22 protein-coding genes are annotated in these 26469 nt (G+C 42.4%); 5 read left to right on the top strand and 17 right to left on the bottom strand.

Annotated elements, in window-relative coordinates:
• Positions 1–34 precede the first annotated feature (34 nt).
• Entirely contained in the window at positions 35–2974 is a 2940-nt protein-coding gene (locus TOL9009_RS0118090) for a CHAT domain-containing protein (RefSeq protein WP_029634035.1), read from the top strand.
• Between the two features lie 317 nt (positions 2975–3291).
• Here TOL9009_RS0118090 and TOL9009_RS0118085 read toward each other — a convergent pair whose 3' ends face one another.
• The 5 genes from TOL9009_RS0118085 to TOL9009_RS0118065 form a co-directional block, all read right to left on the bottom strand.
• The gene (locus tag TOL9009_RS0118085; protein WP_029634034.1) at positions 3292–4581 is read right to left on the bottom strand and encodes a Glu/Leu/Phe/Val family dehydrogenase; all 1290 of its coding nucleotides are present in this window, start codon (positions 4579–4581) and stop codon (positions 3292–3294) included.
• Positions 4582–4778: 197 nt separating this feature from the next.
• Positions 4779–6179 (bottom strand): folate/biopterin family MFS transporter, encoded by a 1401-nt coding sequence (locus TOL9009_RS39625; RefSeq protein WP_038297271.1) that lies wholly within the window; start codon positions 6177–6179, stop codon positions 4779–4781.
• A gap of 317 nt (positions 6180–6496) precedes the next feature.
• Positions 6497–7711, bottom strand: a complete 1215-nt coding sequence (locus TOL9009_RS0118075) for a beta-ketoacyl-ACP synthase (protein ID WP_029634033.1) — start codon at positions 7709–7711, stop codon at positions 6497–6499.
• Positions 7712–7820: 109 nt separating this feature from the next.
• Complete coding sequence (locus TOL9009_RS0118070) at positions 7821–8612, bottom strand: peptidylprolyl isomerase (protein ID WP_029634032.1); 792 nt, start codon at positions 8610–8612, stop codon at positions 7821–7823.
• A gap of 210 nt (positions 8613–8822) precedes the next feature.
• Positions 8823–9404 (bottom strand): photosystem I assembly protein Ycf4, encoded by a 582-nt coding sequence (locus tag TOL9009_RS0118065; RefSeq protein WP_029634031.1) that lies wholly within the window; start codon positions 9402–9404, stop codon positions 8823–8825.
• Between the two features lie 412 nt (positions 9405–9816).
• On the opposite strand from TOL9009_RS0118065, the gene psbD reads away from it, so the two are divergent.
• The gene (gene psbD, locus TOL9009_RS0118060; protein ID WP_029634030.1) at positions 9817–10872 is read left to right on the top strand and encodes a photosystem II D2 protein (photosystem q(a) protein); all 1056 of its coding nucleotides are present in this window, start codon (positions 9817–9819) and stop codon (positions 10870–10872) included.
• Complete coding sequence (gene psbC, locus TOL9009_RS0118055; protein ID WP_029634029.1) at positions 10856–12244, top strand: photosystem II reaction center protein CP43; 1389 nt, start codon at positions 10856–10858, stop codon at positions 12242–12244. The genes psbD and psbC overlap by 17 nt, the downstream gene beginning before the upstream one ends.
• A gap of 200 nt (positions 12245–12444) precedes the next feature.
• Here the strand turns inward: psbC and TOL9009_RS0118050 are convergent, their stop codons facing one another.
• The 7 genes from TOL9009_RS0118050 to TOL9009_RS0118025 form a co-directional block, all read right to left on the bottom strand.
• Positions 12445–13275, bottom strand: a complete 831-nt coding sequence (locus TOL9009_RS0118050; protein WP_029634028.1) for a beta/alpha barrel domain-containing protein — start codon at positions 13273–13275, stop codon at positions 12445–12447.
• 181 nt (positions 13276–13456) lie between these two features.
• The gene (locus TOL9009_RS0118045) at positions 13457–13678 is read right to left on the bottom strand and encodes a type II toxin-antitoxin system HicA family toxin (RefSeq protein ID WP_029634027.1); all 222 of its coding nucleotides are present in this window, start codon (positions 13676–13678) and stop codon (positions 13457–13459) included.
• Positions 13675–13881 (bottom strand): type II toxin-antitoxin system HicB family antitoxin, encoded by a 207-nt coding sequence (locus TOL9009_RS0118040; protein ID WP_029634026.1) that lies wholly within the window; start codon positions 13879–13881, stop codon positions 13675–13677. The genes TOL9009_RS0118045 and TOL9009_RS0118040 overlap by 4 nt, the downstream gene beginning before the upstream one ends.
• A gap of 170 nt (positions 13882–14051) precedes the next feature.
• Entirely contained in the window at positions 14052–16112 is a 2061-nt protein-coding gene (locus TOL9009_RS0118035) for a ribonuclease catalytic domain-containing protein (RefSeq protein WP_029634025.1), read from the bottom strand.
• 113 nt (positions 16113–16225) lie between these two features.
• The gene (rpsR, locus tag TOL9009_RS0118030) at positions 16226–16441 is read right to left on the bottom strand and encodes a 30S ribosomal protein S18 (RefSeq protein ID WP_029634024.1); all 216 of its coding nucleotides are present in this window, start codon (positions 16439–16441) and stop codon (positions 16226–16228) included.
• A gap of 3 nt (positions 16442–16444) precedes the next feature.
• Entirely contained in the window at positions 16445–16639 is a 195-nt protein-coding gene (rpmG, locus tag TOL9009_RS43615) for a 50S ribosomal protein L33 (protein ID WP_072022147.1), read from the bottom strand.
• 43 nt (positions 16640–16682) lie between these two features.
• Positions 16683–17240 carry an RDD family protein gene (locus TOL9009_RS0118025; RefSeq protein ID WP_029634023.1) on the bottom strand — a complete coding sequence of 186 codons (558 nt, stop codon included), beginning with the start codon at positions 17238–17240 and terminating at the stop codon, positions 16683–16685.
• A 433-nt stretch (positions 17241–17673) separates the two neighbouring features.
• Here TOL9009_RS0118025 and TOL9009_RS0118015 point away from each other — a divergent pair, with 433 nt between their 5' ends.
• Positions 17674–18294, top strand: coding sequence for a 7-carboxy-7-deazaguanine synthase QueE (locus TOL9009_RS0118015; protein WP_029634022.1), 621 nt, complete (start codon positions 17674–17676; stop codon positions 18292–18294).
• A 249-nt stretch (positions 18295–18543) separates the two neighbouring features.
• Positions 18544–19776: a molybdopterin molybdotransferase MoeA gene (locus TOL9009_RS0118010; RefSeq protein WP_029634021.1), complete on the top strand. Its 1233-nt coding sequence runs from the start codon at positions 18544–18546 to the stop codon at positions 19774–19776.
• Positions 19777–19957: 181 nt separating this feature from the next.
• Here TOL9009_RS0118010 and TOL9009_RS0118000 read toward each other — a convergent pair whose 3' ends face one another.
• From TOL9009_RS0118000 to TOL9009_RS0117980, 5 genes are all read right to left on the bottom strand, one after another.
• Entirely contained in the window at positions 19958–20611 is a 654-nt protein-coding gene (locus TOL9009_RS0118000; protein ID WP_029634020.1) for an HAD-IA family hydrolase, read from the bottom strand.
• A 259-nt stretch (positions 20612–20870) separates the two neighbouring features.
• Positions 20871–22064, bottom strand: a complete 1194-nt coding sequence (locus tag TOL9009_RS0117995) for an NAD(P)/FAD-dependent oxidoreductase (RefSeq protein WP_029634019.1) — start codon at positions 22062–22064, stop codon at positions 20871–20873.
• A 45-nt stretch (positions 22065–22109) separates the two neighbouring features.
• Positions 22110–22670: a GNAT family N-acetyltransferase gene (locus TOL9009_RS0117990; RefSeq protein ID WP_029634018.1), complete on the bottom strand. Its 561-nt coding sequence runs from the start codon at positions 22668–22670 to the stop codon at positions 22110–22112.
• Between the two features lie 8 nt (positions 22671–22678).
• The gene (locus tag TOL9009_RS0117985) at positions 22679–23386 is read right to left on the bottom strand and encodes a DUF1345 domain-containing protein (protein WP_029634017.1); all 708 of its coding nucleotides are present in this window, start codon (positions 23384–23386) and stop codon (positions 22679–22681) included.
• Positions 23387–23622: 236 nt separating this feature from the next.
• On the bottom strand, positions 23623–26370 hold the full coding sequence (locus TOL9009_RS0117980) for an HAD-IC family P-type ATPase (protein WP_029634016.1): 2748 nt from the start codon (positions 26368–26370) through the stop codon (positions 23623–23625).
• Positions 26371–26469 lie beyond the last annotated feature (99 nt).

Below are 26469 nucleotides of genomic sequence, written 5' to 3'. Positions count from 1 at the left end.
TTTTTTCTATATAACTTGACAGGAGGAATAAAGCGTGTATAAAAAACAATCTGGATTGAGTCGAAAATTGAAGGGTTTTATCCAAAGAATATATAAGAACGCGATAAAGGGTTTTAAAGTCTCACGTAAGACTTTCCAAAAATCCTCTAAAAAGCGATCGCTCACCAAAAATCGCAAAGCGTCTCCGCTCTTTCTCGCAGCTTTATTATTTATTCTCTCAGCCACAATCTCACCTGCAATCGCCAAAGCTCCTTCATCAACTTTTGTTGTCCAAAGTCCCCAGAATGCCGAGCAGCAAGCTAACAAAGCTATTCAATTGTATCGTGAGGGAAGATTCACAGAAGCGGCAGCGGCATGGAAATTAACAGCTAATGTTTTTCTGGCTCAAGGTGATAAATTAAATCAAGCAATGGCGTTGAGTAATTTATCTTTGACTTATCAACAACTCGGACAATGGGAACAAGCATCTGATGCGATCGCCCAAAGTTTACAAACTCTCAAAACCCAGCCAGAAAATAAAGAAAAACTCCAAATCCAAGCTCAAAGTTTAGACGTTTTCGGCTCTTTGCAAAGGGAAACAGGACAATCGGCAAATGCTCTCAACTCTTGGCAAGAAGCTGCAAATCTTTATGGCAAAATTAATCAACCTTTAAAAGTTGCCCAAAGTAAGATAAATCAAAGTCAAGCAATGCAAGATTTGGGACTTTATCCCCGCGCTTGCAAGACTTTATTAGAAGTGCTGAATAAACAGATTGAGGGAGTGAAAACTTGTCAAGAGTTAGGACAATTAAGTAAAGAAAAATTAACTCAAAACCTGACAAAATTTGACAATGAATCTCCTAATTTAACTGTAGCGATAGGCTTAAGAAGCCTTGGGGAACTGCTACGATTAGTTAGTCAGCCAGAGCAGTCAGAAATCATTTTAGCAAAAAGTTTAAATCTAGCTGAAAAATTGAATTCTCCCCAAGACATAGCTGCTACTTATTTAAGTATAGGTAACACTGCACGAGACATAGCTGAAAGAGAACCAGTTCGCAGCACAAGAGAGAAGTACGAAGAAAAAGCTGCTTCTGCTTATGCTAACGTGATAAAGTTGTCTCCGTCGCCAATGGTAAGACAGCAAGCACAACTGAATCAATTAAGTTTATTGCTGAATCAACTAAGTTCTTCGTTCAACCTTAAGCAACTGACAGCAACACAAGTATTTAATGAATTGACAGCAAGAGAAGAATTATGGCGATCGCTTAATTCTCAATTAAGTACTTTATCCCCCAGTCGTACCGGAGTATACCAGCAAATTAATTTTGCTCAAAGTTTTATTAACTTAATTAAGTTAGTTCAGACAACAAAATTGACCCCCAGTGCTAATTCTCAACTCCCAACATTTAACGACATTGATAAAATCTTAGTTAGAGCTACAGAACAAGCCAGAAGTTTGGGAGACAAACGAGCTGAAGCTTATGCATTGGGAAATCGTGGTGGACTGTATGAACTCACTGAAGCAACACCACAAACACAAGCCGAAAAATATACTCAACAGGCTTTGAGTCTAGTTTCAAATTTTGAAGCGCCAGACATAGCTTACCAATTTTTCTCGCAGATGGGAAGAATACGTAACACTCAAGGAGATATAGAAGAGGCGATCGCAGCTTACACCAAAGCTTATAATGCTGTTCAATCATTACGCGGTGATTTAGTCGCAAATAATGCAGAAGTACAGTTTTCTTTTCGCGATCGCGTCGAACCAATTTACCGAGAGTTAGTTGATTTAGACTTACAATATGTTGCTAGTTTGAATAAAGAAGTAAAAAATGACAAAAAAAGTCAAAAATTGCTCACACAAGCTCGGAATGTCATTGAATCTCTGCAAGTAGCTGAATTAAACAACTTTTTCCGGGAAGCTTGTGTAGAAGGAGTTGCGAAACAGATTGATGAAGTAGACAAAACAGCAGCGGTTATTTATCCAATAGTTTTAGGCGATCGCTTAGAGGTTATTCTTAGTTTACCTAACCAACCTTTAACCCTTCATACAAAAAAGATTTCTCAAGAAGTCTTTGAGGAAACTATAGAAAATGTGCAGAGGTCTTTGAAAACACCTGACAGTCAACCAAAGGGCTTTTTACCTGAATACCAAAAGTTATATAACTGGCTGATTCAGCCACTACAAAAGGAATTAGCAACAAGTAAAGTTAGTAACTTAGTCTTTGTCCTAAATGGGAAGTTGCGGAATATCCCGATGTCTATTCTTCATGATGGTAATAATTATCTCATAGAAAAGTATCCCATTGCTGTAGCTTCTGGTTTGCAACTAATCGAACCAAAACCGTTAGCTGAGATTAAATTAAGAGCATTAACAGCGGGATTAAGCGAAGTTGGTCAAGAATTTACAGGACAATTTAAGCCCTTAATATACGTAGAAGAGGAACTCAAACAAATTAAAAACTCTGGAATTCCATCTCAGCCGATCCTCAATGCTGAATTCACTACCAAAGAATTAAGAAAAGAAATTGGTGGTGCTGGTTTTCCTATAGTCCATCTAGCTACTCATGGTCAGTTTAGTTCTAAAGCTGAAAATACCTTTATTCTTGCCTGGGATAGCCGAATTAATGTTATCGACTTTGGTAACTTATTAAGAAACAGCACATTTAATCAGGGTAAACCAATTGAATTATTGGTTCTCTCAGCGTGCGAGACAGCTAGTGGAGACGAACGCGCTGCTTTAGGCTTGGCTGGGGTATCAGTCCGCGCTGGTGCTAGAAGTACTTTAGCAACACTTTGGTCAGTAGAAGATGAAAGTACTGCGAAAATTATGGGTGAATTGTATCGCCAATTAGAGCAAGCTAAAGAAAAGAAAATAAATAGAGCAAAAGTACTGCAAAATTCACAACTGAGTCTGTTAAAAGATTTGAAACAGACGAAATACAATCATCCCCATTACTGGGCGCCTTTTGTTCTAGTGGGGAATTGGCAATAGTTCAATACAGTTGGTGTTAAGCCCAAAATACCAGTGTAGAGACGCGAAATACCAGTGTAGAGACGCGAAATTTCGCGTCTCTACAGGTCTAAAATCAGTACTAAAAATCCTTAACACCAACCGTATTGGGCAATAGTTGCATCGAATTTGCCGAATTCCTGGTGTTGTTCCTGTTCGGCTTCAGTAAAAAGTTATACAGAAGATTGCGCTAAACATCGAATACACGTAGAGACGTAGCAGTGCTACGTCCCCTACCAGCCGGCTTCAATGTAAGGAAAGTGTCCCTAGTCCCTAATCCCCAGTCCCCAGTCCCTTTTTCACGGATAAAGTCCTCTGTCATTCAACGCTTGGGCTACACGACCAACCCCCAAAGTATAAGCTGCTGACCGCAGAGAAATTTGCCGTACCTGCGATTCTTGCATCACTCTTACGTAAGCTTGCACCATCAACTGTTCCATTTCCCGATTGACGCGTTCCTCATCCCAAAATAGGTAAGAAAGACCTTGTACCCACTCCAAATAACTCACCACAACACCGCCCGCATTCGCTAAAATATCCGGTAACACGATTACTCCCCGCGCTTCTAAAGACTCGCTTGCCTCAAGTGTTACAGGACCATTAGCCGCTTCTGCAACAATTTGCGCTTGGATTTGATTCACATTTTTTTCAGTGATTTGATTTTCCAAAGCCGCTGGAATTAAGACATCACAGGGTAAAGTTAGTAACTCGTCATTGGTAATTGGTGATGATTGCGGGAAACCAACAATACTTTTACGGTTCTGTGCCGCATAAGCTTTCAATGCAGGGATATCAAGACCAGTTTCGGAATAAACTCCTCCTGAACCTGTGGAAACGGCGATAACTTTCGCTCCCGCTTCATGTAGCAATAAAGCCGCTGCACTACCGACATTACCAAAACCTTGAATTACTACTCGCGCATTGGCTAAGGATTGAGAGCGATCGCCTAACGCCTCACGAACTACAATCATTACACCGCGTCCCGTTGCCATTTCCCGTCCCCGCGAACCCCCAATGGAAAGCGGTTTACCAGTCACAACCCCAGGCACAGCATGACCTACATTTACAGAGTAGGTATCCATCATCCAAGCCATCTCACGAGATGAAGTACCCATGTCTGGTGCAGGTATATCTACACTCGGACCGATATCTTTAATCAACTCGCTCATGTAACGTCTGGTAATTCGTTCTAATTCACCAACGCTGTAGCGTTTTGGATCTATTGCAATACCTCCCTTAGCACCACCGTAGGGAATACCTAGCAACGCACATTTCCAGGTCATTAACATTGCCAGTGCTGACACCTCCCGCAATGTCACCGCCGGATGGTAGCGAATGCCACCTTTATAAGGTCCCAAAATATCACAGTGCTGTACCCGATGTCCAGCTAGAACTTGCACTTCACCATTATCCCGTTTTATAGGAATGGAAACTGTGACTACCTTGCGTGGGTGGCTAAGTATTTCCAATAGACCTGGATCTAAATTTAATTCTTTAGCTGCTGCCTCTAAGTAACTACAGGCTTGGTCAAATGGGCAAATGTGCGCGGGTGTTGCAGTTTCCAAGGGTAACAGGGGTGTTGAAACCATAAAATGTTCTCCCAATCGCGGTATCCACGCGAACCGAATATATATATGGCTACCTTATCCTTTTTTTTTGAATAAAACCATTTTCGGTAACATTCGTTACAGTTTTTTGAGATAGCTTATAATATAGAAAAATCTGAAATTCAACCGTCGTAGAGACGTTCCAGCGGAACGTCTCTAATGTTTTTGCCCTGTTTGTTTCACGAGTCCGCAGCCGGTAGCCATCTGAGGAATGGCAACGGTAAAAGGTTACTAAGGTTAGCAATCACTACTAACAGCCACATAGCATCAAAGTTTGTCTCGGTAATGCCTAACTGATGCATTAAGACTGCACCTAATTCGTGGGAAACCAGTCCACCTAAGTTTGTAATTGACATCAACAGGGCAAAAAATGTCGCTTCTACTCCTGGGGGACACAGCCTTGCTGCTAGCACCAATACTGGCATATAAGCAATTTCCCCCATCACTTTGATAATGAGATTATCACCGATACTAAACCAGTGGTCATCTATACCCAAAGCCCGATTTGTGTGAGTTACCAGCAGCAGCATTGTCATTCCCAAAACTGTGGAAATAACCGTACTCCAACCAAAGATGACACGAAACGGAACGGATTTCAGGAAACGCTGAAAAATCCAGATACCAATTAATGAAGCAATACTCGTCACCAAACGCACTCGTCCTAAAAATTCTGGTTGAAAGTGTAGTTCGTTGGTACTGAAAAAGAAAAAGGCTGAATCAGCGCTTGGCATTGCTAGCAAAATGAAGAGAAATGCTGTTGGTAGCCAAATCGTTTTTTGAGAAACGGCTTTGCTTAATTGCTGCAATTGATGCTTGATTGTTGGGGAGTTGCTGCTATTGTTATCTTCCTTAGTAAGGCAGTCCCCACTTTGGACGGCAGCAGAAACGTGCCTTTGTTTTGCGTCGATAGGGAACTGACTCTCCGGTTGGGTTTTGCTTACAGGTGTTTCCGCAATCAACCAAGCTACCCCGGAAACGATGAGGGGAAATGAGGCTGTAATCAAAAATATATTGCGGGTAGTGAAATGCTCTAAAAGCATTCCGCTAAAGTAAGCTGTGATCAAACCGCCTAAGGCTACAGTACCCCAGCTAAGGGATTGTAGGGAACCTGCCGCTGCTTGAGATTCTCCTCTTGCACGTTCGACAACAAGTGAGTCAACTATGACATCACTCAAGGCAACAGATAAAGAAGTAAGAGCGATCGCTAATGTAGCTGCCCAGGAAGTGTCAACAATTGTTGCGAGGCTGACCCAAGAAATTGCTCCAAGTATCCCCGATAAAATCAAGTATGGACGACGCCGATAGCCAAAAATTGGCAAGCCATCGGAAATAAAGCCAAATACGGGTTTGATAACCCAAGGTAACATGACAATGCCCATTAATGCCGAAACCTCAGCCGGACTCAGCAATAGTTCATCTTTGAGGAAAAAGCTAACGGCTAAACGCGCCAAGCCTAAGATTCCTTGAACTAAGTAAACAGTAAGAATGGCAAGTAATTCAACAGAGGGTTTGTTGCCAAAGAAAATTTTTTCTGTTACTGAGTCTTTTACCTTGGACAAGCCAGAGGAGGAAATCAGCATTTGGTAAATACAGTTTAACTTTTATCAACTTTTATTATGATATCCATTTTCCCACCTTGGGCGATCGCTTCCAAGGAGGATATTAAAACCTTATAGGACGTATTCAGGCAGAACAACAAATAAACTAAGTACATTTTTGGGTAAGAACGAGCGCGTTTTTTAACGCACTCGTAGCGCGGAGGTAAGCGCAAAGTGACGCAGAGTTTTTATGATAAATTTTCGTCATGAATTAATGCGATCGCTGTACTAAGACGTAGTAGATTCTAACTTGCTAATAGTTTTGGACAAGGCTTTGCTGTGCGACTTTTAGGTGAATCTTAAAACTCTTTAGCCAAGGCGATCGCCGCATTTTGTCCACCAAACCCAAAACTTAAACATAACACTTGCCGAATTTCAGCTTCACGCGCTGTCGTTACGAAATCTAAATCAAACTCAGCCTCTTTCAACCCAACACAAGGCGGTAAAATTTGATTTTTTAACGCCAATAAGGAAAAAGCCACTCCCATTGCTCCCGATGCTCCTAAAGTATGACCTGTTGCGCCTTTTGTCGAACTTACTGCCACATCTTTAGGAAACAACCGCTGTATTACCATACTCTCTATTCGGTCATTCATCTGAGTACCCGTACCGTGAGCATGAATGTAATCAATCTCCGAGAAGGTTAAGTGACTGCGTTCTAAACATTGCTTTATACAAGCGATCGCACTTCTACCTTCAGGTTCAGGTCTAACGTCATGATATGCATCTGCTGTCAAGCCAAAACCGAGAATTTGACCATATATTTTTGCTTGACGCTGCCTTGCTAACTCTGTTGATTCCAAGACAAACACAGCCGCACCTTCACCTAAAACCAAGCCTTCGCGGTGTTTATCAAACGGATAAGCTCCAGTTTTCGCGCTTGCGCCCATTTGTTGAAATCCAGTTATTGTTAGCGGTGTAATGGGAGCTTCGACTGCGCCGGCAATTACTCGCTGACATTGCCCACTTTGAATGAGTAAAACTGCTTGAGCGATCGCCCAAATTCCTGTAGAACATGCAGCCATCGGTGCTAAAACTATCCCTGTTGCACCGATTTGTCGCGCTGCGGCGATCGCATTCATATGAGGCAAACTATCCAACCAAGAAAGAGGAGAGGGGGAGGGGGGGAAAGAAGAATTATTCTCCTTGTCCCCCTTGTCCCCCTTGTCTCCCCATCTCCTTGTCTCCCCATCTCCTTGTCTCCCCCTTGCCATCTCTTCCCAGGAAGCCTGATGACTGCGACTTGAGCCGATGACAACGCCACAATCAGCCAAAGGTGGAATTAAAAGAGCATCTTTCAAAGCCGAATCAACAACTAGTTGAGTTAGTATTCTTAACTCAACTGGTTGCTTACCAATCAAACCTAGAGGACGTGGTTCTAAATCTGGAAATGGTTGATGTAATTTAATTCCAGATTTACCAGCAATTAATTGCTGCCAACTATCCTCTAAGCTTGTACCCAAAGCGGAAACAAGACCAATACCAGTGACAGCAACTAATGGGGCATGGGGCATGGGGCATTGGGCATTGAAGAAATTCTATTAGAATAGAACGCGCATCGAAAATCAAGTTTCTTTAATTACCAATGCCCATTACCCAATGCCCATTGCCCAATGCCCAATCTTACTTCCCGCCATTTTTCAAATTTTCTGCACCTTGGGTGACTTCAGCAGAGTCAATGCGATCGCCTTGCTGAATTTTGTTAACTACATCCATTCCTTTGGTGACATTGCCAAATACGGCGTAGCTACCATCTAGAAAGTCGAGATCGGCGAGTGCAAAATAAAACTGGGAGGAAGCAGAGTCTGGTTGTTGCGATCGCGCCATTGCTACAGCACCAAGTTTATGTGTCAAAACAGGCGTTTCAGTAATCGTCTTGCTGTATACAGGCTGCTGTGCACCTTTTGGCTTAATTTCTAAAGGTATAGAGCGCTCAGTTCCAGTTTTTGGGTCAATAAAACCACCTGTTCCCAAAAGTTGTGTTGGTGTTTTCGGGTCTTTACTTTTGGGATCGCCTCCTTGAGCCACAAACGGTTGCGGTTGGCGCACTACTCTATGAAAAGATAACCCATCATAAACACCCCGTTGGACTAAATCGACGAAGTTGCCAGCGGTAATAGGGGCGTTTGTGCCATCTACTTCGATAGTAATCGGCGAACCTTTCACGGTCATCACTACAGTAGCCTTACCTTCGAGTCTTGGTAAATCTTTCATTCCGGGAATACTCTGATTATTTGTATTTTGAGATCCAGAGCTTGCCTCTGTAGTTGTCTTGGTGCTTGCTTCTGTAGCTAACTCGGTAGCTGTGGAGGATGGGGAAGCATTATTAGCAGCCTGCTGTGCTGAACATCCCCCCAACATCAATCCACCAACAATCACTAGAGCAAGTAAAAACTGTGGAATTTTTAAGCGCATTGTTACTTACAAAAATTTTCGGCTAGTTTTCCATTCCACTTCTTCAGTCATGTGGAATGAAAGACAGCATAAGTACTAAGCATACCCTTAAACCACCAGTGCCGCGAGGCAAATCATATTTCATAAGTAGTGAGCGCTTCAGCGCTCAAAATGGCACTCAAAGTGCCGACTACAAACAAAATACTCAATAAAACTCTGTCAAACACAGCTTTAAAGTCCTTCTAGTGGAACTTGCAAAAAGCGGGCTAACTCGGCACCTTTAACTTCTAACTCTGTTAGGGATAATGGTTGACCTACCCGTGTGAGTGGAATATCTCGGCGACCTTTAGCTCGCAGGTAAAGAGCGCGACGTGGATTTAGACCCTCTTTAAGATCCACTCGAACAGATTGTACATCTTGTGTGGCAAAGTCAAGCTGAATGCGACGGTTTTTGCCAGGAAATCCCCAGCGGAAAATTTTTATTTTCCCAGTTTCCCGATCAAACTCGTTGTATCCGCCTCCCACATCCCATAAAGTTACTAACCACAGGTATAAGGCTAAAAGAAAGCCAGCAACGGAATATAACCCCATTACCAATCCTTGAGGGACGAATACTAGTTGAGTTGGATCGCTAACTATGAGTAAATTGACTTTGAGGTAACTGGATATTGCTGCCAGCAAAAAGCCTGTAGACCCTAAGGTAACGATAGTTGCCCACAAGTAGTTGCTGAACCGACGAGAACCGAGAACTTTTTGATGTAAAACGTTTGTAGCGGAGCGATCGCCTGTATTGATGGTTGTTGATGCCGTCATTGAACTGCCTATTTCGCGTAATATCTTCACCTAAAAAAAGTCTGCCACCCCAAGAGGATGTATTGCAAGCAAGTTTTCCGACTCTAGTTTTAAGATTTCTGAGAAAACCTGTGTCAAATTGTAAAAATTCTGATATTCATATTAATTAAGAGCCTCGTGTTTGATACCTGATTTACTAACGTGGATCGACGCAAACCGGGCAAGATGTGATAAATTAAGAATCATTAAGTTACCACAAGCTAAATATAGCAGTAAGTGGTGATTATGAAGGCGCAACTGAGAAATGGCGTTGATTAATTCGCTAGATTCTCAGAATCTCAACAGCATGTAAGCTGGTGAGAGTGTCAAAAAAACGTTAATTCCTCAAAACGTCCAAAACGTCGCAATTTTAGTAAAAAGAGGATTTCCTGTAATGACCATCGCAGTAGGACGCGCCCCCAGTAGAGGGTGGTTTGACGTACTAGACGACTGGTTGAAGCGCGATCGCTTTGTATTCGTAGGTTGGTCAGGGATATTATTATTCCCAACCGCCTTCCTGGCACTAGGCGGTTGGCTAACCGGTACAACATTCGTCACCTCGTGGTACACCCACGGGTTAGCCTCATCATATCTGGAAGGCTGTAACTTCCTGACAGTAGCAGTATCGACCCCAGCAAATAGCTTGGGACACTCTTTAATGTTACTGTGGGGACCAGAAGCACAAGGCGACTTCACCCGTTGGTTTCAATTGGGTGGATTGTGGGCATTTGTGGCTTTACACGGAGCCTTTGCTTTAATCGGCTTCATGTTACGCCAATTTGAAATCGCTCGCTTAGTAGGGATTCGTCCTTATAATGCGATCGCCTTTTCTGCCCCCATCGCTGTATTCGTCAGCGTATTTTTGATGTACCCCTTGGGACAATCAAGTTGGTTTTTTGCTCCTAGCTTCGGCGTAGCGGCAATTTTCCGCTTCATCTTGTTTATCCAAGGCTTCCACAACTTTACCCTCAACCCCTTCCACATGATGGGTGTAGCCGGTGTATTGGGTGGTGCATTACTTTGCGCGATTCACGGTGCAACAGTTGAAAATACTCTGTTTGAAGATGGCGAAGGTGCAAATACCTTCCGTGCCTTCAACCCAACTCAATCAGAAGAAACCTACTCAATGGTGACAGCAAACCGTTTCTGGTCACAGATATTCGGGATTGCTTTCTCCAACAAGCGTTGGCTGCACTTCTTCATGTTGTTTGTCCCAGTCACAGGCTTGTGGATGGCAGCAATTGGAATTGTCGGTTTGGCGTTGAACCTGCGGGCTTATGACTTTGTATCGCAAGAATTGCGTGCGGCAGAAGACCCAGAGTTTGAAACTTTCTATACCAAGAACATTTTGCTGAACGAGGGTATCCGCGCTTGGATGGCTCCTCAAGATCAGCCTCACGAACAATTTATATTCCCTGAAGAGGTACTACCGCGTGGTAACGCTCTCTAATAGACCTTCGGTAATGGGCAGCGGACGTGACCAAGAATCCACTGGATTCGCTTGGTGGTCTGGTAATGCTCGTTTAATCAACTTATCCGGCAAACTGCTAGGTGCTCACGTAGCTCATGCTGGCTTGATTGTATTCTGGGCTGGAGCGATGACTTTGTTTGAAGTCGCTCACTTCATTCCCGAAAAGCCAATGTACGAACAGGGCTTGATTTTACTACCTCACCTAGCCACCTTGGGCTGGGGTGTTGGTATAGGTGGTGAAGTCATCGATACCTTCCCCTACTTCGTAGTCGGTGTACTCCACCTGATTTCTTCGGCAGTACTAGGTTTTGGCGGTATCTATCACGCCGTTCGCGGTCCAGAAACCTTAGAAGAGTATTCTTCGTTCTTTGGTTACGACTGGAAAGATAAGAACAAGATGACCAATATCATCGGATTCCACCTGATCATCTTAGGATGCGGTGCGCTTCTGTTGGTGTTGAAGGCAACGTTCTTTGGTGGGGTATACGACACCTGGGCACCAGGCGGTGGTGATGTTCGCGTAATTACTAACCCCACACTGAACCCAGCCACTATCTTCGGTTATTTGATTAAATCCCCCTTCGGCGGCGAAGGCTGGATTGTCAGCGTCAATAACATGGAAGATATCATTGGCGGTCACATTTGGGTTGCCTTTGTCTGTATAGCAGGCGGTATTTTCCACATTCTCACCAAACCCTTTGCTTGGGCACGTCGCGCCTTGATTTGGTCTGGTGAAGCTTACCTCTCCTACAGTATTGGCGCTGTGTCCTTGATGGCTTTCATCGCCTCCCTCATGGTTTGGTACAACAACACCGCTTACCCCAGCGAATTCTACGGTCCTACTGGTCCTGAAGCTTCTCAAGCTCAAGCTTTAACCTTCTTGATTCGTGACCAACGCTTGGGTGCTAACGTCGGTTCTGCACAAGGTCCTACCGGTCTAGGTAAATACCTGATGCGCTCTCCTACTGGTGAAATCATCTTCGGTGGAGAAACCATGCGCTTCTGGGATTTCCGAGGTCCTTGGTTGGAGCCTCTACGCGGTCCCAACGGTCTTGACTTGGAAAAAATCAAGAACGATATTCAGCCTTGGCAAGCTCGTCGTGCCGCTGAATACATGACTCACGCTCCTCTAGGTTCTTTGAACTCTGTGGGTGGTGTGGCTACGGAGATCAACTCTTTTAACTACGTATCTCCTCGCGCTTGGTTGGCATGTTTCCACTTTGTCATGGGCTTCTTCTTCCTGGTTGGTCACTTGTGGCACGCCGGTCGCGCTCGTGCTGCATCAGGTGGATTCGAGAAAGGAATCAACCGTGATACCGAACCAGTAATGTCAATGAAACCACTTGACTAGATTACAAAGTTTTTAACTTTCATCACTGACAATCAATAGTTTTAAGGCTCCTGTTTTTCAACAGGAGCTTTTTTTTACTATCTTGAATATTAAAAAAATTGCTCATTTTCCCTTTCCCAAATACTTCCGTCTGGCATGAGGGTAGCGATTGAGTAGTTCATCAAGCTTCATTTCATCTACTCCTACTAATCGCAATTTATCTAAACAATTCCAGAGATTTCCGCAACTAAGTCTGAAGCTTTACTCATTAATCTAGTGTCAATATCAACTTGATAATTCCGCTGTTGTAAAACCCCCATCACAACATCTTCTAAATCTGCATTTCCCTTTCTCGCACCCAAACCATTAATTGCACATTCAATCTGCCTGACGCCACAATTTAAGGCAATCAGCGAATTTTTCACTGCCATACCTAAATCATCATGACAGTGAACTGAAACCACAGCTTCATCAATATTTGGCACGCGGTTAAAAATCATTTGTAGAAGTTGCGAAAATTCTTCTGGTGATGCCAAACCTAAGCTATCAGGAATATTAATTGTCTTAGCACCACTCTTGATTGCAGTTTCAATAGCTTGACACAAAAAATCAGGCTCACTTCTAGGAGCATCAAATGCGCTCCATTCGATATCATCGCAGTAATTTCGTGCCAGAGATACACTATCTTTGATTATTGCTAATACTTGCTCTGCACTGATAGATTGATTTTTCAGATTTACCAAACTATAAGTATGAATTCTGCCTCTTTTGGCTGGTTTAATCGCTTCAGCAAGAGTAATTATTTCATCTTTATTTGCACTTGCTAATCCGCAAATAATAGAATTTTTAATTATTTGAGAAATTTGGAAAACTTCTTCAAAATCTTTTTGATAAATGCCTGGATAACCAACTTCAATAATATCTATTCCCATGTTTTCTAACAGTTGGGAAATGCTGATTTTTTGTTGCAAATTCATTTTGACACCAGGGGTAAGTTCACCATCACGCATGGTGGTGTCAAAAATTAGCACTTTGTTATTAGCTGGTGACATATGTAGAAACACGATGCTTTTGGTGCTTCGCGAATGTAAGCTTGTTTTAAAATTTTTGAAACCTTCACTCACAGGACTTACGCAATTGTAATCAGAAAACAAGACTTTGAGATTAGTTCCTTACATGGCAGTGACGTAACTGCGTAGTTATTACGTAAGTCCTGACTGAAACTATTAAAATTTACAGCAATAAGATAAATTCTTCAACGCTCACCTCAATATCTCGAATTATAGCTCTTAAAGTTCCTTTAGCAATTTCTGAGTGGTCTGGAACAATAACTTGGGCAAATGGCTCATCTCTCCGCATAATAATATGACTGCTTTCTCGACGTTTTTCGTAAAAACCAATTTTTTCTAACGCTTTAATACAATCTTTTGCGGAAATGCTAGGTAATTTGCTCACACGACTACCAAAAAGGTTTCAAAATTATCTTCGGGTACAGATAATCCATCTTCTTCTAAAGCTGTAATGTAACCTACGATCGCCTCTTTAATATTGGAGAGAGCATCGTGTTTGGTTTTTCCCTGACTAACACATCCTTTCAAGCTTGGACATTCTACAATCCAAACGCCGTCTTCGTCTTTGTAGAGAATAACTTGCCTCATATCTTAATCTATAAATAACCCTTATTCTAATATTATATTCTTTAAGTGGAAGCGCAAAGTTGGAGTAATTGCACTTAAAGAAGGGTGGTTTATACTCACAAATTTGAACAGCTTAGAGTTAGCGATCACTCTTTTACAAAAAAAGATTTGATAAAGTTAGAGGTAAGGTCTTAATTCGCTGTTGACTGCGCTTCTTGATAGATTATTTCCTGAAACTGAATTACGTCTTTTTGCGGATCGGAATGGCTTACTTTCACCGATATTTGTTCCCCTAAATTTACCGATCGCTTAAAAGTCATGGGCAATTGCAAGCCTAAATCTTCTATAAGAATTAGTGCTAAATTGCTATCTTCCCTCAACCACATCAAAACTGTAACTTGCCAAACTTGCTGTGGATGACGCCGCAAATATTCTAAAGCCCAATATCTATTAGTTTGCCTTTCCACCATCGTTAATTCTTGGGTGATGGCAGTCACTGTCATCATCACTTCTTTGAGTTCATCTGCTGTAAAGGGCAGAACTTCACCGCGCAGATGTGCCTTTAGTTGAAAGTGGGTGAGTAAGTCGCTGTAGCGACGGATGGGAGAAGTGGCTTGAGTGTAGGTATCTAATCCCAAACCGGCATGACGCAGGGGGTTGATGCTCATTTCACTTTTCGGCATACAGCGACGCATAGCACAAGCGCGGACAAATCCGGCTGGTAGCAGTAGCAATTCTTCGTCGGGGGGCAATTCTGGCTGTGGCTGACCGCGAAATGGCAGAGGAATGTTGTTAGTTTTACCGTAGTGTGCCGCAACTTCACCGGCAAGAATCATCATCTCGGCTACGAGTTGGCGCGATTTGGAGTCATCTAATATGTCGATGCTGATTTCGTCATTTTTGACTTTAATCATTGCTTCCGGCATGTTGATGCTGATTGCTCCTTGAGCATAGCGCCATTGTTTGCGTCTAGTTGCTCCGTTGGCGATCGCTTCGATTTCTGGTTCAGCTTCTACGCCCAATTCCAGCATTTCATCGACATCTTCATAAGTTAGCCGATATGTCGGTTTAATTAAACTCGCATGTATGCTATAATTATCTACTGCCCCAGATTGATTTAAAATTATCCCGAAGCTGAGAGCGCAACACACCTTACCCTGAATTAAGCTCATGGGTCCGGTTGCTAGGAGTTCGGGGAACATGGGAATCATTCCCGTAGGCAGATAAACTGTACTACCGCGTTTTCTGGCTTCTAAGTCTAATTCGTCTTCTGGCTCTAACCAGCGTGTGGGATCGGCAATATGTACCCACCAGCGTTCTTGCCCATCTGCAAGTCTTTCCCAACTTAGACCATCGTCTATCTCAGTTGTGCTTTCATCATCAATTGTGTAAACTTTTAAATGTGTGAGATCCAGGCGATCGCTATCTAAGTCTGCTGGTGGAAAATCCAAACGCTGTTGCGCCACTTCTAATACCTTGCTAGGAAACTGAACCGGAATTGACGAACGACGTAGGAATAAGTTCTCATGAGGACTCCACCAACCCAAATCAATTAATAGTTGAAAGGCTCCTTGGGGGGTGGCAGGACGCCCTAGCATGGTGATGGTTTCCAATACTGGAGCCGGGGGGGGATAAGCGCGACCCAAAGTGTCATAAGTTACACCCCCACGCACGATATCCGCAAGTAGAGCTGCATATTTTTCTACTGCTTCTATTCTATGGCGTTCGTGCCGCTGCCACTCCACCGATTCGCCTTTGAGCGCTTGTTCTACACGATCTAAAAATTCCTGCTGTCCCTTCGCTCTTAAAGCCTCTATTTCTAGCTGGTGTTTGCGTTCTGCAACAGCCGTAGCGCTTCTAGGTTCGTAACCCTCTCCCTTTTGCTTGAAATACATTTTATCATCTGATAACAAGCAATGAGCGGCGTAACACAAAGTCGCATCTGAATCAGAAAATAGCAAATTCGCCATTTCCTTGGGAGTGACGGTTTCTCCATCCTCAACCAGTAATTCCCAAGCGATCTCCAAACTTGATGGATCTAAATAATCCTTAACTTGTTCTTGAAAGCTTTTAATTTCTGAGGGCTTGTAGGTTTGCCCATTCACAGTATAGGTGATTTGTCTAGGCGCGAGGCTGTGGGACTGACTACGTTCATCTACCACAAACCAACGGGTTTTGCCGTCTGGTTTTTCTACTACACCCAGACGGCGATCGCCTTGAACTCTAAATTCAACTAGCGTCCCCTTCTCCACAACTCTCGCATCTTAATTAGTGAATACTTTTAATTAATACTTATGAGTCAGGAGTTACGAGTTAGGAGTTAATAAAAAACTCATAACTCAGCACTCATCACTCACAACTCTTTTTAGCCTTCAGCATTGATGAAAGGCATCAATGCCACAATCCGGGAGCGTTTGATCGCTAATGTTAACTCTCGCTGTTGCTGAGAAGTCAGTCCGGTAATCCGACGTGGAAGTATCTTACCTCTTTCGGTGACAAATTTACGTAATAAATCCACATCTTTATAATCGATTGGTTCTCCAGGCTTAATCGGAGACAGACGACGACGGAAATAACTCATCTTTTACTTGATTTCCTTGTGAACGGTATGTTTGTTGCAGTGGGTGCAGAACTTGCTCAGTTCTAGCCGATTGGTTGTGTTGCGACGGTTCTTTGTACTGGTATAACGTGAAACACCAGGAGAACGTTTATTTGCATTTGACCGACACTCTGTACACTCTAGGGTCACAATTATGCGAGCACCTTTACTTTTAGCCATAATCTTACAAACAGTAAAGCCTGAAGAGAATTAACACAAATTACTATTTTCTCATATTACGTCGTGTTTTTTCAACTAGTCGCTTGATTTTTATATCCAGCGAATAGCCTCGACGCGACGAAACTATCATAGTACCAGCATAGCGATCGTGCAAAGCCTGACGCATCTGGGTATCTGATAAGGCTGCCCCACAGTCTATTGCCAGGGGAATCACTAGCACTATAGCAGTGGGGTTTTTAATAATGTTGCCGAGGGCAATTGATATTAAAAGCGCACCAAAACAAATTATAGCTTCTCTTTTGAGAAGAGACTGCAAATCTGGAATTCTGCCTACTACTTGCCCATCTTCCACTTCTAGCAGCTTCATGTCGAAAGCCCAACGTCCTAAACTCTGCCCTTGATTGTTGTACACTACCAACACCCGCGTTATTCCCCAACCAATCACAAAAACTAATATTTGCACAAATTGAATGCCAATTTGATCGCTACCGAATGTCGAACTGAGTAACCAGACACCAAGGAAATCAGTTGCCAATGCCATAGCGCGTCGTCCGATGTCAACCTTAGGATAATGTTTTTGGGGTACTCGGTCGATAGTCATACAAAATAAGTGTTTATATAGGGGTTGGCAGATGGTGCGGCTGATTAATTATTGCTAGTGCATCTGCAAATCGAGTAATTGAGCGAATTCCCGGTACTGAGACAGGCTTTTGTGCTAGTTCATCCATAATATCGAATTGTATGGTTTGTTTTTTAGGCTGCTTGAATAGAACAATCCTCACAGTGCTAACTTCTGCTAATTCTTACTTAAATTCTTCAGGAACAACGATAATCCCATTCTCAACTTTGGCTGGAAATTCCACGTTAGACATAATTCATACTCCAAAACGCATCCGATCGCTCTTTTAAAACGCAAAACTCGGTGCAATGTATCTTCTAATGGCTCACGGCGTAGAATTGGTATAAGTCCTCTTCTACTAAAACGTGTATCTTTTCACTTTTTAGATATCAAGACTGCATCAACAATTGTATCAATGTTAGAGATCAAGTTACCAATTCATGAAACTTTTCAAAGTACAGTTCAAGGTGAAGGATACTGGACTGGTTCTTTAGTAGACTTTATTCGCTTGTCTGGATGTCCAGTGGGCTGCCCTTGGTGCGACACTGGTTATAGTGATGGTGGTGCCAAATTACCCCGAACTTACCGTTCCATCCACGAACTTTTAGCTGAGATAAAATCTCCCAGAGTGGTAATCACTGGTGGAGAACCATTTATTCAAAAGCATTTACCTGAATTGGTGCAAGCTCTTTTGGCAGAAGGAAAGAAAGTCAGTATTGAAACTTCTGGAGCTTTTTGGCAAGAAGTCTCTCCTGCGGTTTGGATTACTTTATCTCCCAAGGAACACGTTAATCCTAGATATCCAGTGCAGAAGCAGTTTTGGAACCGGACAAATGAAGTGAAGATAGTGATAGAAACTGGTGCAGAAGTTGACTTTTATCAAAAATATCTATCTGCTCAATCTAGCCTGCCTGTTTACTTGCAACCTGAATGGAACAATTCAGCAAAAACCATACCTTTAGTTTTACAATTGCTACAACAAAATCCTCACTATCGGCTTTCTTTGCAAATACATAAATATATTGGAATCCAATAGACATAGGAGTGGAAATTAATTATCGTTAACCGAAACCCTTGATTAGACGCGAAATTTCCCTTGATTAGACGCGAAATTTCGCGTCTCTACATCTTTTGTGGAGATGTCTAATAGACATAGGAGTATAAATTAATTATGCGTTGCCCTAAACCCTTGATGAGACGTAGCAGTGCTACGTCTCTACATTCATTTTCACTCCTATGTTCAATGACAAACTAGAGAAAGTTAACAGGGAAAGTAAGAATCGCTATGTTTTCAGTCAGTGATGCAGAAGCAATTATTTTAAATTTGGTGCGATCGCTCGATAATCAGCGAGATACAGAATTTGTCGATTTACTTGCAGATAATCGCATTCTCGCGACACCTGTCACAAGTAACTTAGATTTTCCCCATTGGGATAATTCGGCGATGGATGGTTACGCTGTGCGTTATGAAGATGTACAGAATTCTAGCGAGGAAACACCAGCGGTTTTGGAAGTTGTTGAAAAAATTCCCGCTGGGTATCAGCCTCAGTGTACAATTAAGCTGGGGCAAGCTGCGCGAATTTTCACGGGTGCGGTGATGCCAGCAGGTGCGGATACGGTAGTTATGCAGGAAAAAACTCGCTTGGAAGATAACCGCGTTTTCATCCTCACTACACCCAAACCGCAAGAATTTGTCCGACATCAAGCATCTTATTATCAAGCTGGGACAGAATTACTGCCCGCAGGAATTGTGTTGAATGCGCCGGAAATTGCCGTTTTAGCTGCTACTCAATGTACGCAATTACGTGTTTACCGCAAAGTGCGTGTAGCTATATTTTCCAGTGGAAATGAATTGGTAATGCCGGACAAACGGCTGGAACCAGGACAAATTGTGGATTCTAATCAGTATGCGATCGCTTCTTTGGTCAGACAAACTGGGGCAGAAGTGTTAATGTTAGGAATTGTTAAGGACGAGCCAGAAGTTTTAAAACAAACGATTTCTGACGCTGTTGCTAATGCCGATATCATTATCTCTTCTGGTGGGGTTTCCGTGGGAGATTACGACTACATTGAGCAAATTCTCGAATCCTTAAACGCAAAAATTCACATTCGATCTGTGGGAATCAAACCAGGTAAACCGCTGACTTTCGCTACCTTCCCAAATGAGAATTGTTTATATTTTGGTTTACCAGGAAATCCGGCTGCGGTTTTGGTGACATTTTGGCGATTTGTGCAACCGGCAATCAAAAAGATGTCTGGACTTGCTGACAATTGGCTGAGTTTTGTGAAAGCGCGATCGCATTCGGAACTGCGATCGGATGGCAAGCGGGAAACTTACCTTTGGGGTAAGTTGCATTTAATTGATGGATTTTACCACTTTCAGGTAGCTGGTGGTAGTCACACTTCGGGAAACTTAATAAATTTAGCGCAAACCAACGCTTTAGCTATTCTACCTGTGGGTAAAAGTTTAATTAATCCTGGTGAGGAAGTGCAAGTTTTGCAAGTTTTTGGGTGTTAGTTGTTGGTCAAGAGTCAAGAGTCAATAGTTATTCACTATCCAATAACAACTATAGCGTTTCCTAATCACATGAGGTACATCATAGCCCCCTCCCTGCTTGCGGGGAGGGGGTTGGGGGTGGGGTTCTTGTACCTCACTCAAGCGAGAACCGCTATAACTATTACCCACTATCCACCATCCACTAACTCTTCCCATTCCGATTAATCCAAATACCTCTGAGTCCAACTGCTTTGGCACCGTGATAATCTTCTTTAATGCTGTCGCCGATGTGCCATGCTAATTCAGGTGGACAGTTATGCTTTTCTAAAGCAGTAAGAAAAATTTGGCGATCGGGTTTAGCGGCACCTACTTGGGTGGAAATTGTAATAGAAGTGAAAAATTCTCTGAGTTGCAAATCTTGTAATACCGAATAGATGCGAGAATCGAAATTAGAAATTATCCCTAGTTGAATTCCTAAACCTTGCCAGTTGACTAATGATGCTAAAACATCAGGATAAACAAACCACGGTTCGGCTGTACCAAAGTGAATATAAAGTTCGCTAAAAAAAGCTGAAAAATCAGAAAATTGTGGGAGAACACCTGCACGTTCAAATGTGTGACAAGCTATTTGCAACCACCAATCAAACTCACGCTGAGGAATATCTTGTAGTTCTGCACCGGGAAATATCGGTGGTGAGGATGCTTTAAAGCTTTGGATAAATGCTTTATTTAAAGTATCGGCAGGAACTTGCACACCAAATTCTTGCGCTATCTGACTATAAACTTCACCGACACTGCCTTTAACTCCGAACAGTGTACCAACAGCATCTAAAAAAATAACTTTAGGTCGTTCCATAGTACCAAGTGTTGAATGCTTTAGTAAAGTAGATTTTAAATTAGTAAGGTGCGTTAGCAACTGCGTAACGCACCCTATTAAGAAGCAATATTTGTAACGCTTTCTGAAGGTAGATGGAGACTGGGGACTAAAGAAAGAGATTTTTATAATTTGTTGTGTGATGAAATCATATTATCTCATGCTGTAACCGTCGTAGAGACGTTCCGACGGAACGTCTCTACAATATGTATGAACCGTTAATGCTATCACATGAAAGTCTCTAGGACGAAAGTATTTCGATGATAGGACGTGCTAGCCAATTAAAACCAACTTTTAGCTGATGATCTAAAGTTGGCATCCGATAGAGGTAAGCTAGACGACGAGCAACAGCTGCCAAAGAACCATCTAGTTTAACTCCTAAACCGGTGAGGGTAGCATTGTCTATCCCCAGTGTCATCATTTCCCCTAACTGCTGGTAGCGGAAGGGAAGTAAAGGGCGATCGCTTAAAGTTGCCCAAATATTCCACGCTGTATAATCAGCTTGTTGAAAAGCTGCTTGGGCGGTTGCGGGAACTTGCTGACCTTCGATATCATGGGAGTCTGCTAAGTCTCCTAAAGCAAAGATTTCTGGATGGTCAATTACTTGTAGAGTTGGTGTAGTGGTAATTTGACCGCGTTGATTTTGTTTAAGGGGAAGATTTTTAACTACTGGACTAACTCGCGTTCCCACTGTCCAAATTACTAAATCTACGGGAATTGTATCAACTTGATTTTTATAATCTAGGGAAATGCTATCTTGAGTAATTGATTCAACTTTGGTTTCTAAATCAATAAACACACCCTTCGATTCTAATGCTTTTGTCGCAGCTTCACGGTTAAACTCTGGGGAAGTCCGCAAAATTTGATCGCTGAGTTCAACTAAACGAAAGCGTCCTCTTTCCCCTAATCTGTCTGCAAGTTTGCAAGCTAACTCAACACCACTGTAACCACCACCAACAATTGCGATGCGAATTTTGTCTAGTGATGATTCTTCTAAAACGCGCAGACGTTCTTCTAGATTATAAGCATCAGCAATGCTGCGGAAGGGGTAGGCGTGGGATGAGGCACCAGGAACCAAATCTAAGGGTGTTTCTCCACCAAGCGCTAAAACTAAGCGATCGTAGGGAATTTCCTGACTATTCTGTAAGTGTACTCTTTGCTGGTCTATGTCAATTTCCGATACGATTGATTGACAAAAACGTACACCTGTGCTTTGTAAAAGTTCTTCAAAGGGTGGGGCAATTTCCCAAGTTTGCAATTCCCCGGTGAGAAGTTCGTAGAGGAGGGGGGAAAATAGAAAGCGATCGCTTTGATCTACGAGAACAATTTCCGGTTTTTGGCTGGATTCCCAAGGTAACTGACTTAAGCGTAAGGCAGTATGGAGACCACCAAAGCCTCCACCAAGTATACAAATTCGTGCAGGTTGTTGAGTCATCGGTCTTTAGGTCGGCATTGGAGGGAGTTCTTTTAGTTTAATGATTTATTTCTCTCTTGTGACCATTAACCAGCTATCTTGATATTTTCCCTCATGTAGTTCATGTTTTGGCAATATTTTCACTTTTTCAAAGCCACATTTCTCGTAGCAGCGGATAGCACGAGTATTCTTCACGTTTGGATCGATGGCAATTTTCTCCGCTTGTAATTCTGCAAAAAGATAGTTGACAAGGGTTGATAATATTTTCGTGCCAATTCCTTGATTCCAATAATTGCTTTCACCGATAAATAAGTCAATTCCATAAACATTATTTGTTTCATCTAGACAATAGCTTTGTCTGTCGTTTTCCGATAAGTCATCTAGCAAGCAATATTGGATATAACCAATAGGTATATTTTCATAATAAACGAGACAAGGGATAACCGGATCATCTCCGATAACCATAGGTTTGTATGTTTCGATGATTCTTTCTATAGGGAAAGGATTATCTCTTCCTTCGTAAAATTCTAAGATTCTCTCATCAGTCAGCCATTTTGCCATTAACTGATAATCGCGTATTTCGTCTTGCATGTGACGAATCATTATTTTATCGTTTTCAATCTTCATATAAGAATTTATTTGTTAATTAATGAGGCAATTATATTGATACTCATTGCTAAAATGGTAGTATTAAAAAAGAAGGATAATATTCCATGTAATAAAGCTAAACGTCTCATATCTCGTGATGTTGTTTGTACATCAGAAACTTGACTTGTCATGCCAATGACAAAAGAAAAATATAAAAAGTCCCAAAAATCAGGTTGGCGTAGACCCAAAGGGGCTTGTCGTGAGACATCGCTAGGAAAATCTAGACCACCGGCTATTTGCTCATTACTGCTTTCATGGTCTTGATAATAATTGCGTGCATATTGCTGTGCAAATACTGTATGCACTAGCAACCAAGAACCGATAATTGTCGTCACAGCAAGTAGAACATGTAGAGTTAACAGCATTGGAGAAATTCCCTTATCAGTGAGTAAAAATCCAATAGCTAAGACACTAGCGCAAGCAGCAGCAACAATTAAAATAAAGATAGCCACACGACCTTGATATTCAAGTTTAGCATTACGTCGCATTGTTTGTGGGGTAGCCTTGAACATCATCACCAAACTCAAGGTTAACAAACAATAAATCCCACAATTCCAAGCAGCGAGAATGCGTGTAGGTAAGTGCAGTGAATGGGGAAGTATGACTAATACGAATGTGGCTAAACAAATAGAAGTAGCCAGTCGGTGTCGAGAGTCTATTTTTTTAATATAATTAGGTAAATCAGGCGATCGCATATGTTAATTAAAAGAAAAACCATAATTAAAAGTATATCTTGCTTACAATCACCGATAGCAACTTTAAATAAGAGCGTGAATTCCTCTTTTTACCAGACCATTCCAAATGTTTGAGTTCATCTTTTTTAAACGCAAAGGTACGCTAAGGTTTACGCAAAGGTACGCAAAGGTGTTAACGAAGACTCTGCGTACCTCTGCGCTTCCCTTAGCGTACCTTTGCGTTAAAATATTATGCCTTAATTCGGTGGATCTAACCTATTTACAAACGTTGCCCAAATAATCATCGGTGAACCCACAGCTAAACAGAATAACCACTGTTGAAAACTCAAAGGTGCAGTTGAAAATACTTGATTAATTAAAGGCACATGAGAAAAGACAATTTGCAAAGCGATCGCTCCCACAATTCCAAGTCCAATCGCCGGAATATCGACATTTTCTTTAATCGTCCCATCCATTTTGGCAATGAGGTTAGGCACTAACTGACTAATACTCAGCATGTAAAAAATTCGTCCTGCAATCAAAGAATTTATCGCCATTGTTCGAGCTAAATCTATATTTCCCGTCGAGGAGCGAATATATTCAAATACTCCGAAAATCACCAACCAATTAAACAAAGAAATTGCTAAAATTCGCTTTATCCGACTCCCAGAAAGTAACGGTTCATTGGGATGACGTGGTGGTTGTGTCATCACGTTTGCAGCTTTCGGTTCAAAGGCTAAAGGTACCGTCATTGTGATGGAATTGAGCATATTTAACCAGAGAACTTGTAACGATAAAATCGGTAAGTCTCTCGATAACAAAGTGCTGAGTAAAATTGTCATCGATTCTCCACCGTTGACAGGGAGAATAAAGCAAATTGCTTTCAGAAGATTCTTATAAACTGCCCGTCCTTCCTCGATCGCAGCTTCAATGGAAGCGAAATTATCATCAGTTAGCAGCATATCTGCTGCTTCTTTGGCAACTTCCGTACCTGAACCACCCATCGCAATGCCGATATCTGCTTGTTTCAAAGCCGGTGCATCGTTTACACCATCCCCCGTCATTGCGACAACTTCACCTTTTGATTGCAAAGCTTCAACTAAACGCAGTTTCTGTTCAGGTGCGACACGGGCAAATACTACACCTTCTTCGGCGACTTGTGCAAGTTCGGCTGGATTCATTTGCGCTAAATCTGCACCAGTAAAAGCCAGCACTGAACCATTTTTATTGATTCCCATGCGACGAGCGATCGCTTGTGCTGTGACTGCATGATCGCCTGTAATCATCTTTACCTGAATTCCGGCATTTTGACAAGCTTGCACGGCTTTAATTGCACTTTCACGGGGTGGATCGATCATTCCCTGCAAACCGAGGAAAATCAATCCTGTCTCTATATCACCATGATCCACCGTCGTTTGCTCATCTGACATCGGCTTTTTCGCCAAAGCTAGCACCCGCAAGCCTTGCCGTGCCATAATATTCACTTCCCGCTCAATGGTGGTTTGGCGTAAGGTTTCGACACAATCCATTGGACGTGTCTGTCCATCACTATTTAGCATCAACGTACAGCGCTGGAGAATCGCTTCTACTGAGCCTTTGACGTAAATCGTCTTTCCCTTTGCAGTTACGTGCAAAGTCGCCATGTACTGGAAATCTGACTCAAAAGGAATCCCATCTAGTTTGGGCATTTGCTTGGCAAGCATCGACTGGCTAAAACCCGCTTTTTCGGCAGATGCAATTAACGCGCCTTCTGTCGGGTCGCCCAATACTACCCACTTCCCATTCTTCTTTTCTAAATGCGAGTCGTTGCATAACAAACCTGCAATCAGACATTCTTGCAATCCACGATGGCGATTTAAGTCAACAACTTTGTTATCAATTACAATCTCCCCTTCAGGATTATAACCGACCCCAGTCAACTTATATTGATGTCCCGCCGCATAAATTGCTTGCACCGTCATTTGATTTTCAGTCAAAGTACCTGTTTTATCGGAACAAATCACAGTTGCACTTCCTAAAGTCTCCACCGCCGGCAATTTGCGGATAATTGCATGTCGCTTTGCCATTCGCGAAACGCCGATCGCTAGTGTGACTGTAACTACGGCTGGTAAACCTTCAGGAATCGCACTCACAGTTAAAGTGACGGCTGCTTCTAAAGCATCTTGGAAATCTCTGTAACTAAGTCCAACTACAAAGGTGAGGGTTGCCAATCCCAACACCATATACAGCCAATTTTGGCTGAATTTGTCGAATTTGCGAGTTAAGGGAGTGGAAACATCTGTATGTTGCTCCATTAACTGCGAAATTCGCCCAGTTTGAGTATTGTTAGCGATCGCAACTACAATACCCATTCCCTGCCCAAAGGTAACGAAACCACCTGCATACGCCATATTTTTCCGTTCGGCGAGGGGTGTGTCTATCTTTAAAGGTTGGGTAATTTTCTCAACCGCTACAGATTCACCTGTGAGCGCCGATTCATCAATTTGGAGATTTTTAACTTGAATTAACCGTAAATCTGCGGGGACTTTATCACCAGAGGTAAGCAGCACCACATCCCCAGGAACTAACTCTTGGGAAGGAATGCGTAATTTTTGACCATCGCGTAAAACTACGGTTTCTGTAGTTATCGCTTTCGCTAAAGCAGCGATCGCTCCTTCGGCTTTTGATTCCTGTACGAAACCAATAATCGCGTTGGTTGTGGTGACACCCCAAATCACTCCCGCATTCACAAAGCTGCCAGATAGCGCTTTAACCAATCCCGCACACAGCAAGATGATTAGTAACGGTTGGTTAAATTGCGTCAGAAACTTTAACCACCAAGCTTTGCTTTTCTTCGCCGTAAGTTCGTTTGCGCCATATTTCGCAAAACGCTGTTTAACTACCGCATCACTCAATCCAGTTGTTGGATCGGTTTCCAATAAAGCGATCGCTTCGGAAATTTCCCAAGAATGGCAAACTGGGGTTTGCTTTTCTGATAACCCTACGGCAGATGTTATTACTTGCATGACTGGAGACAATTTAAAGTGTTGTTTAACATTTAGCACGAATTTATAGTGCCAAAATATTTTTGGCACTAAAATATTTTGATGTTAACAATAGTTACT

This window comes from [Scytonema hofmanni] UTEX 2349, assembly GCF_000582685.1.
Lineage (GTDB): Bacteria > Cyanobacteriota > Cyanobacteriia > Cyanobacteriales > Nostocaceae > Hassallia > Hassallia hofmanni.
The sequence above is the reverse complement of the archived record's forward strand: the minus strand, read 5'-3'. Positions and strand labels throughout refer to the sequence as shown.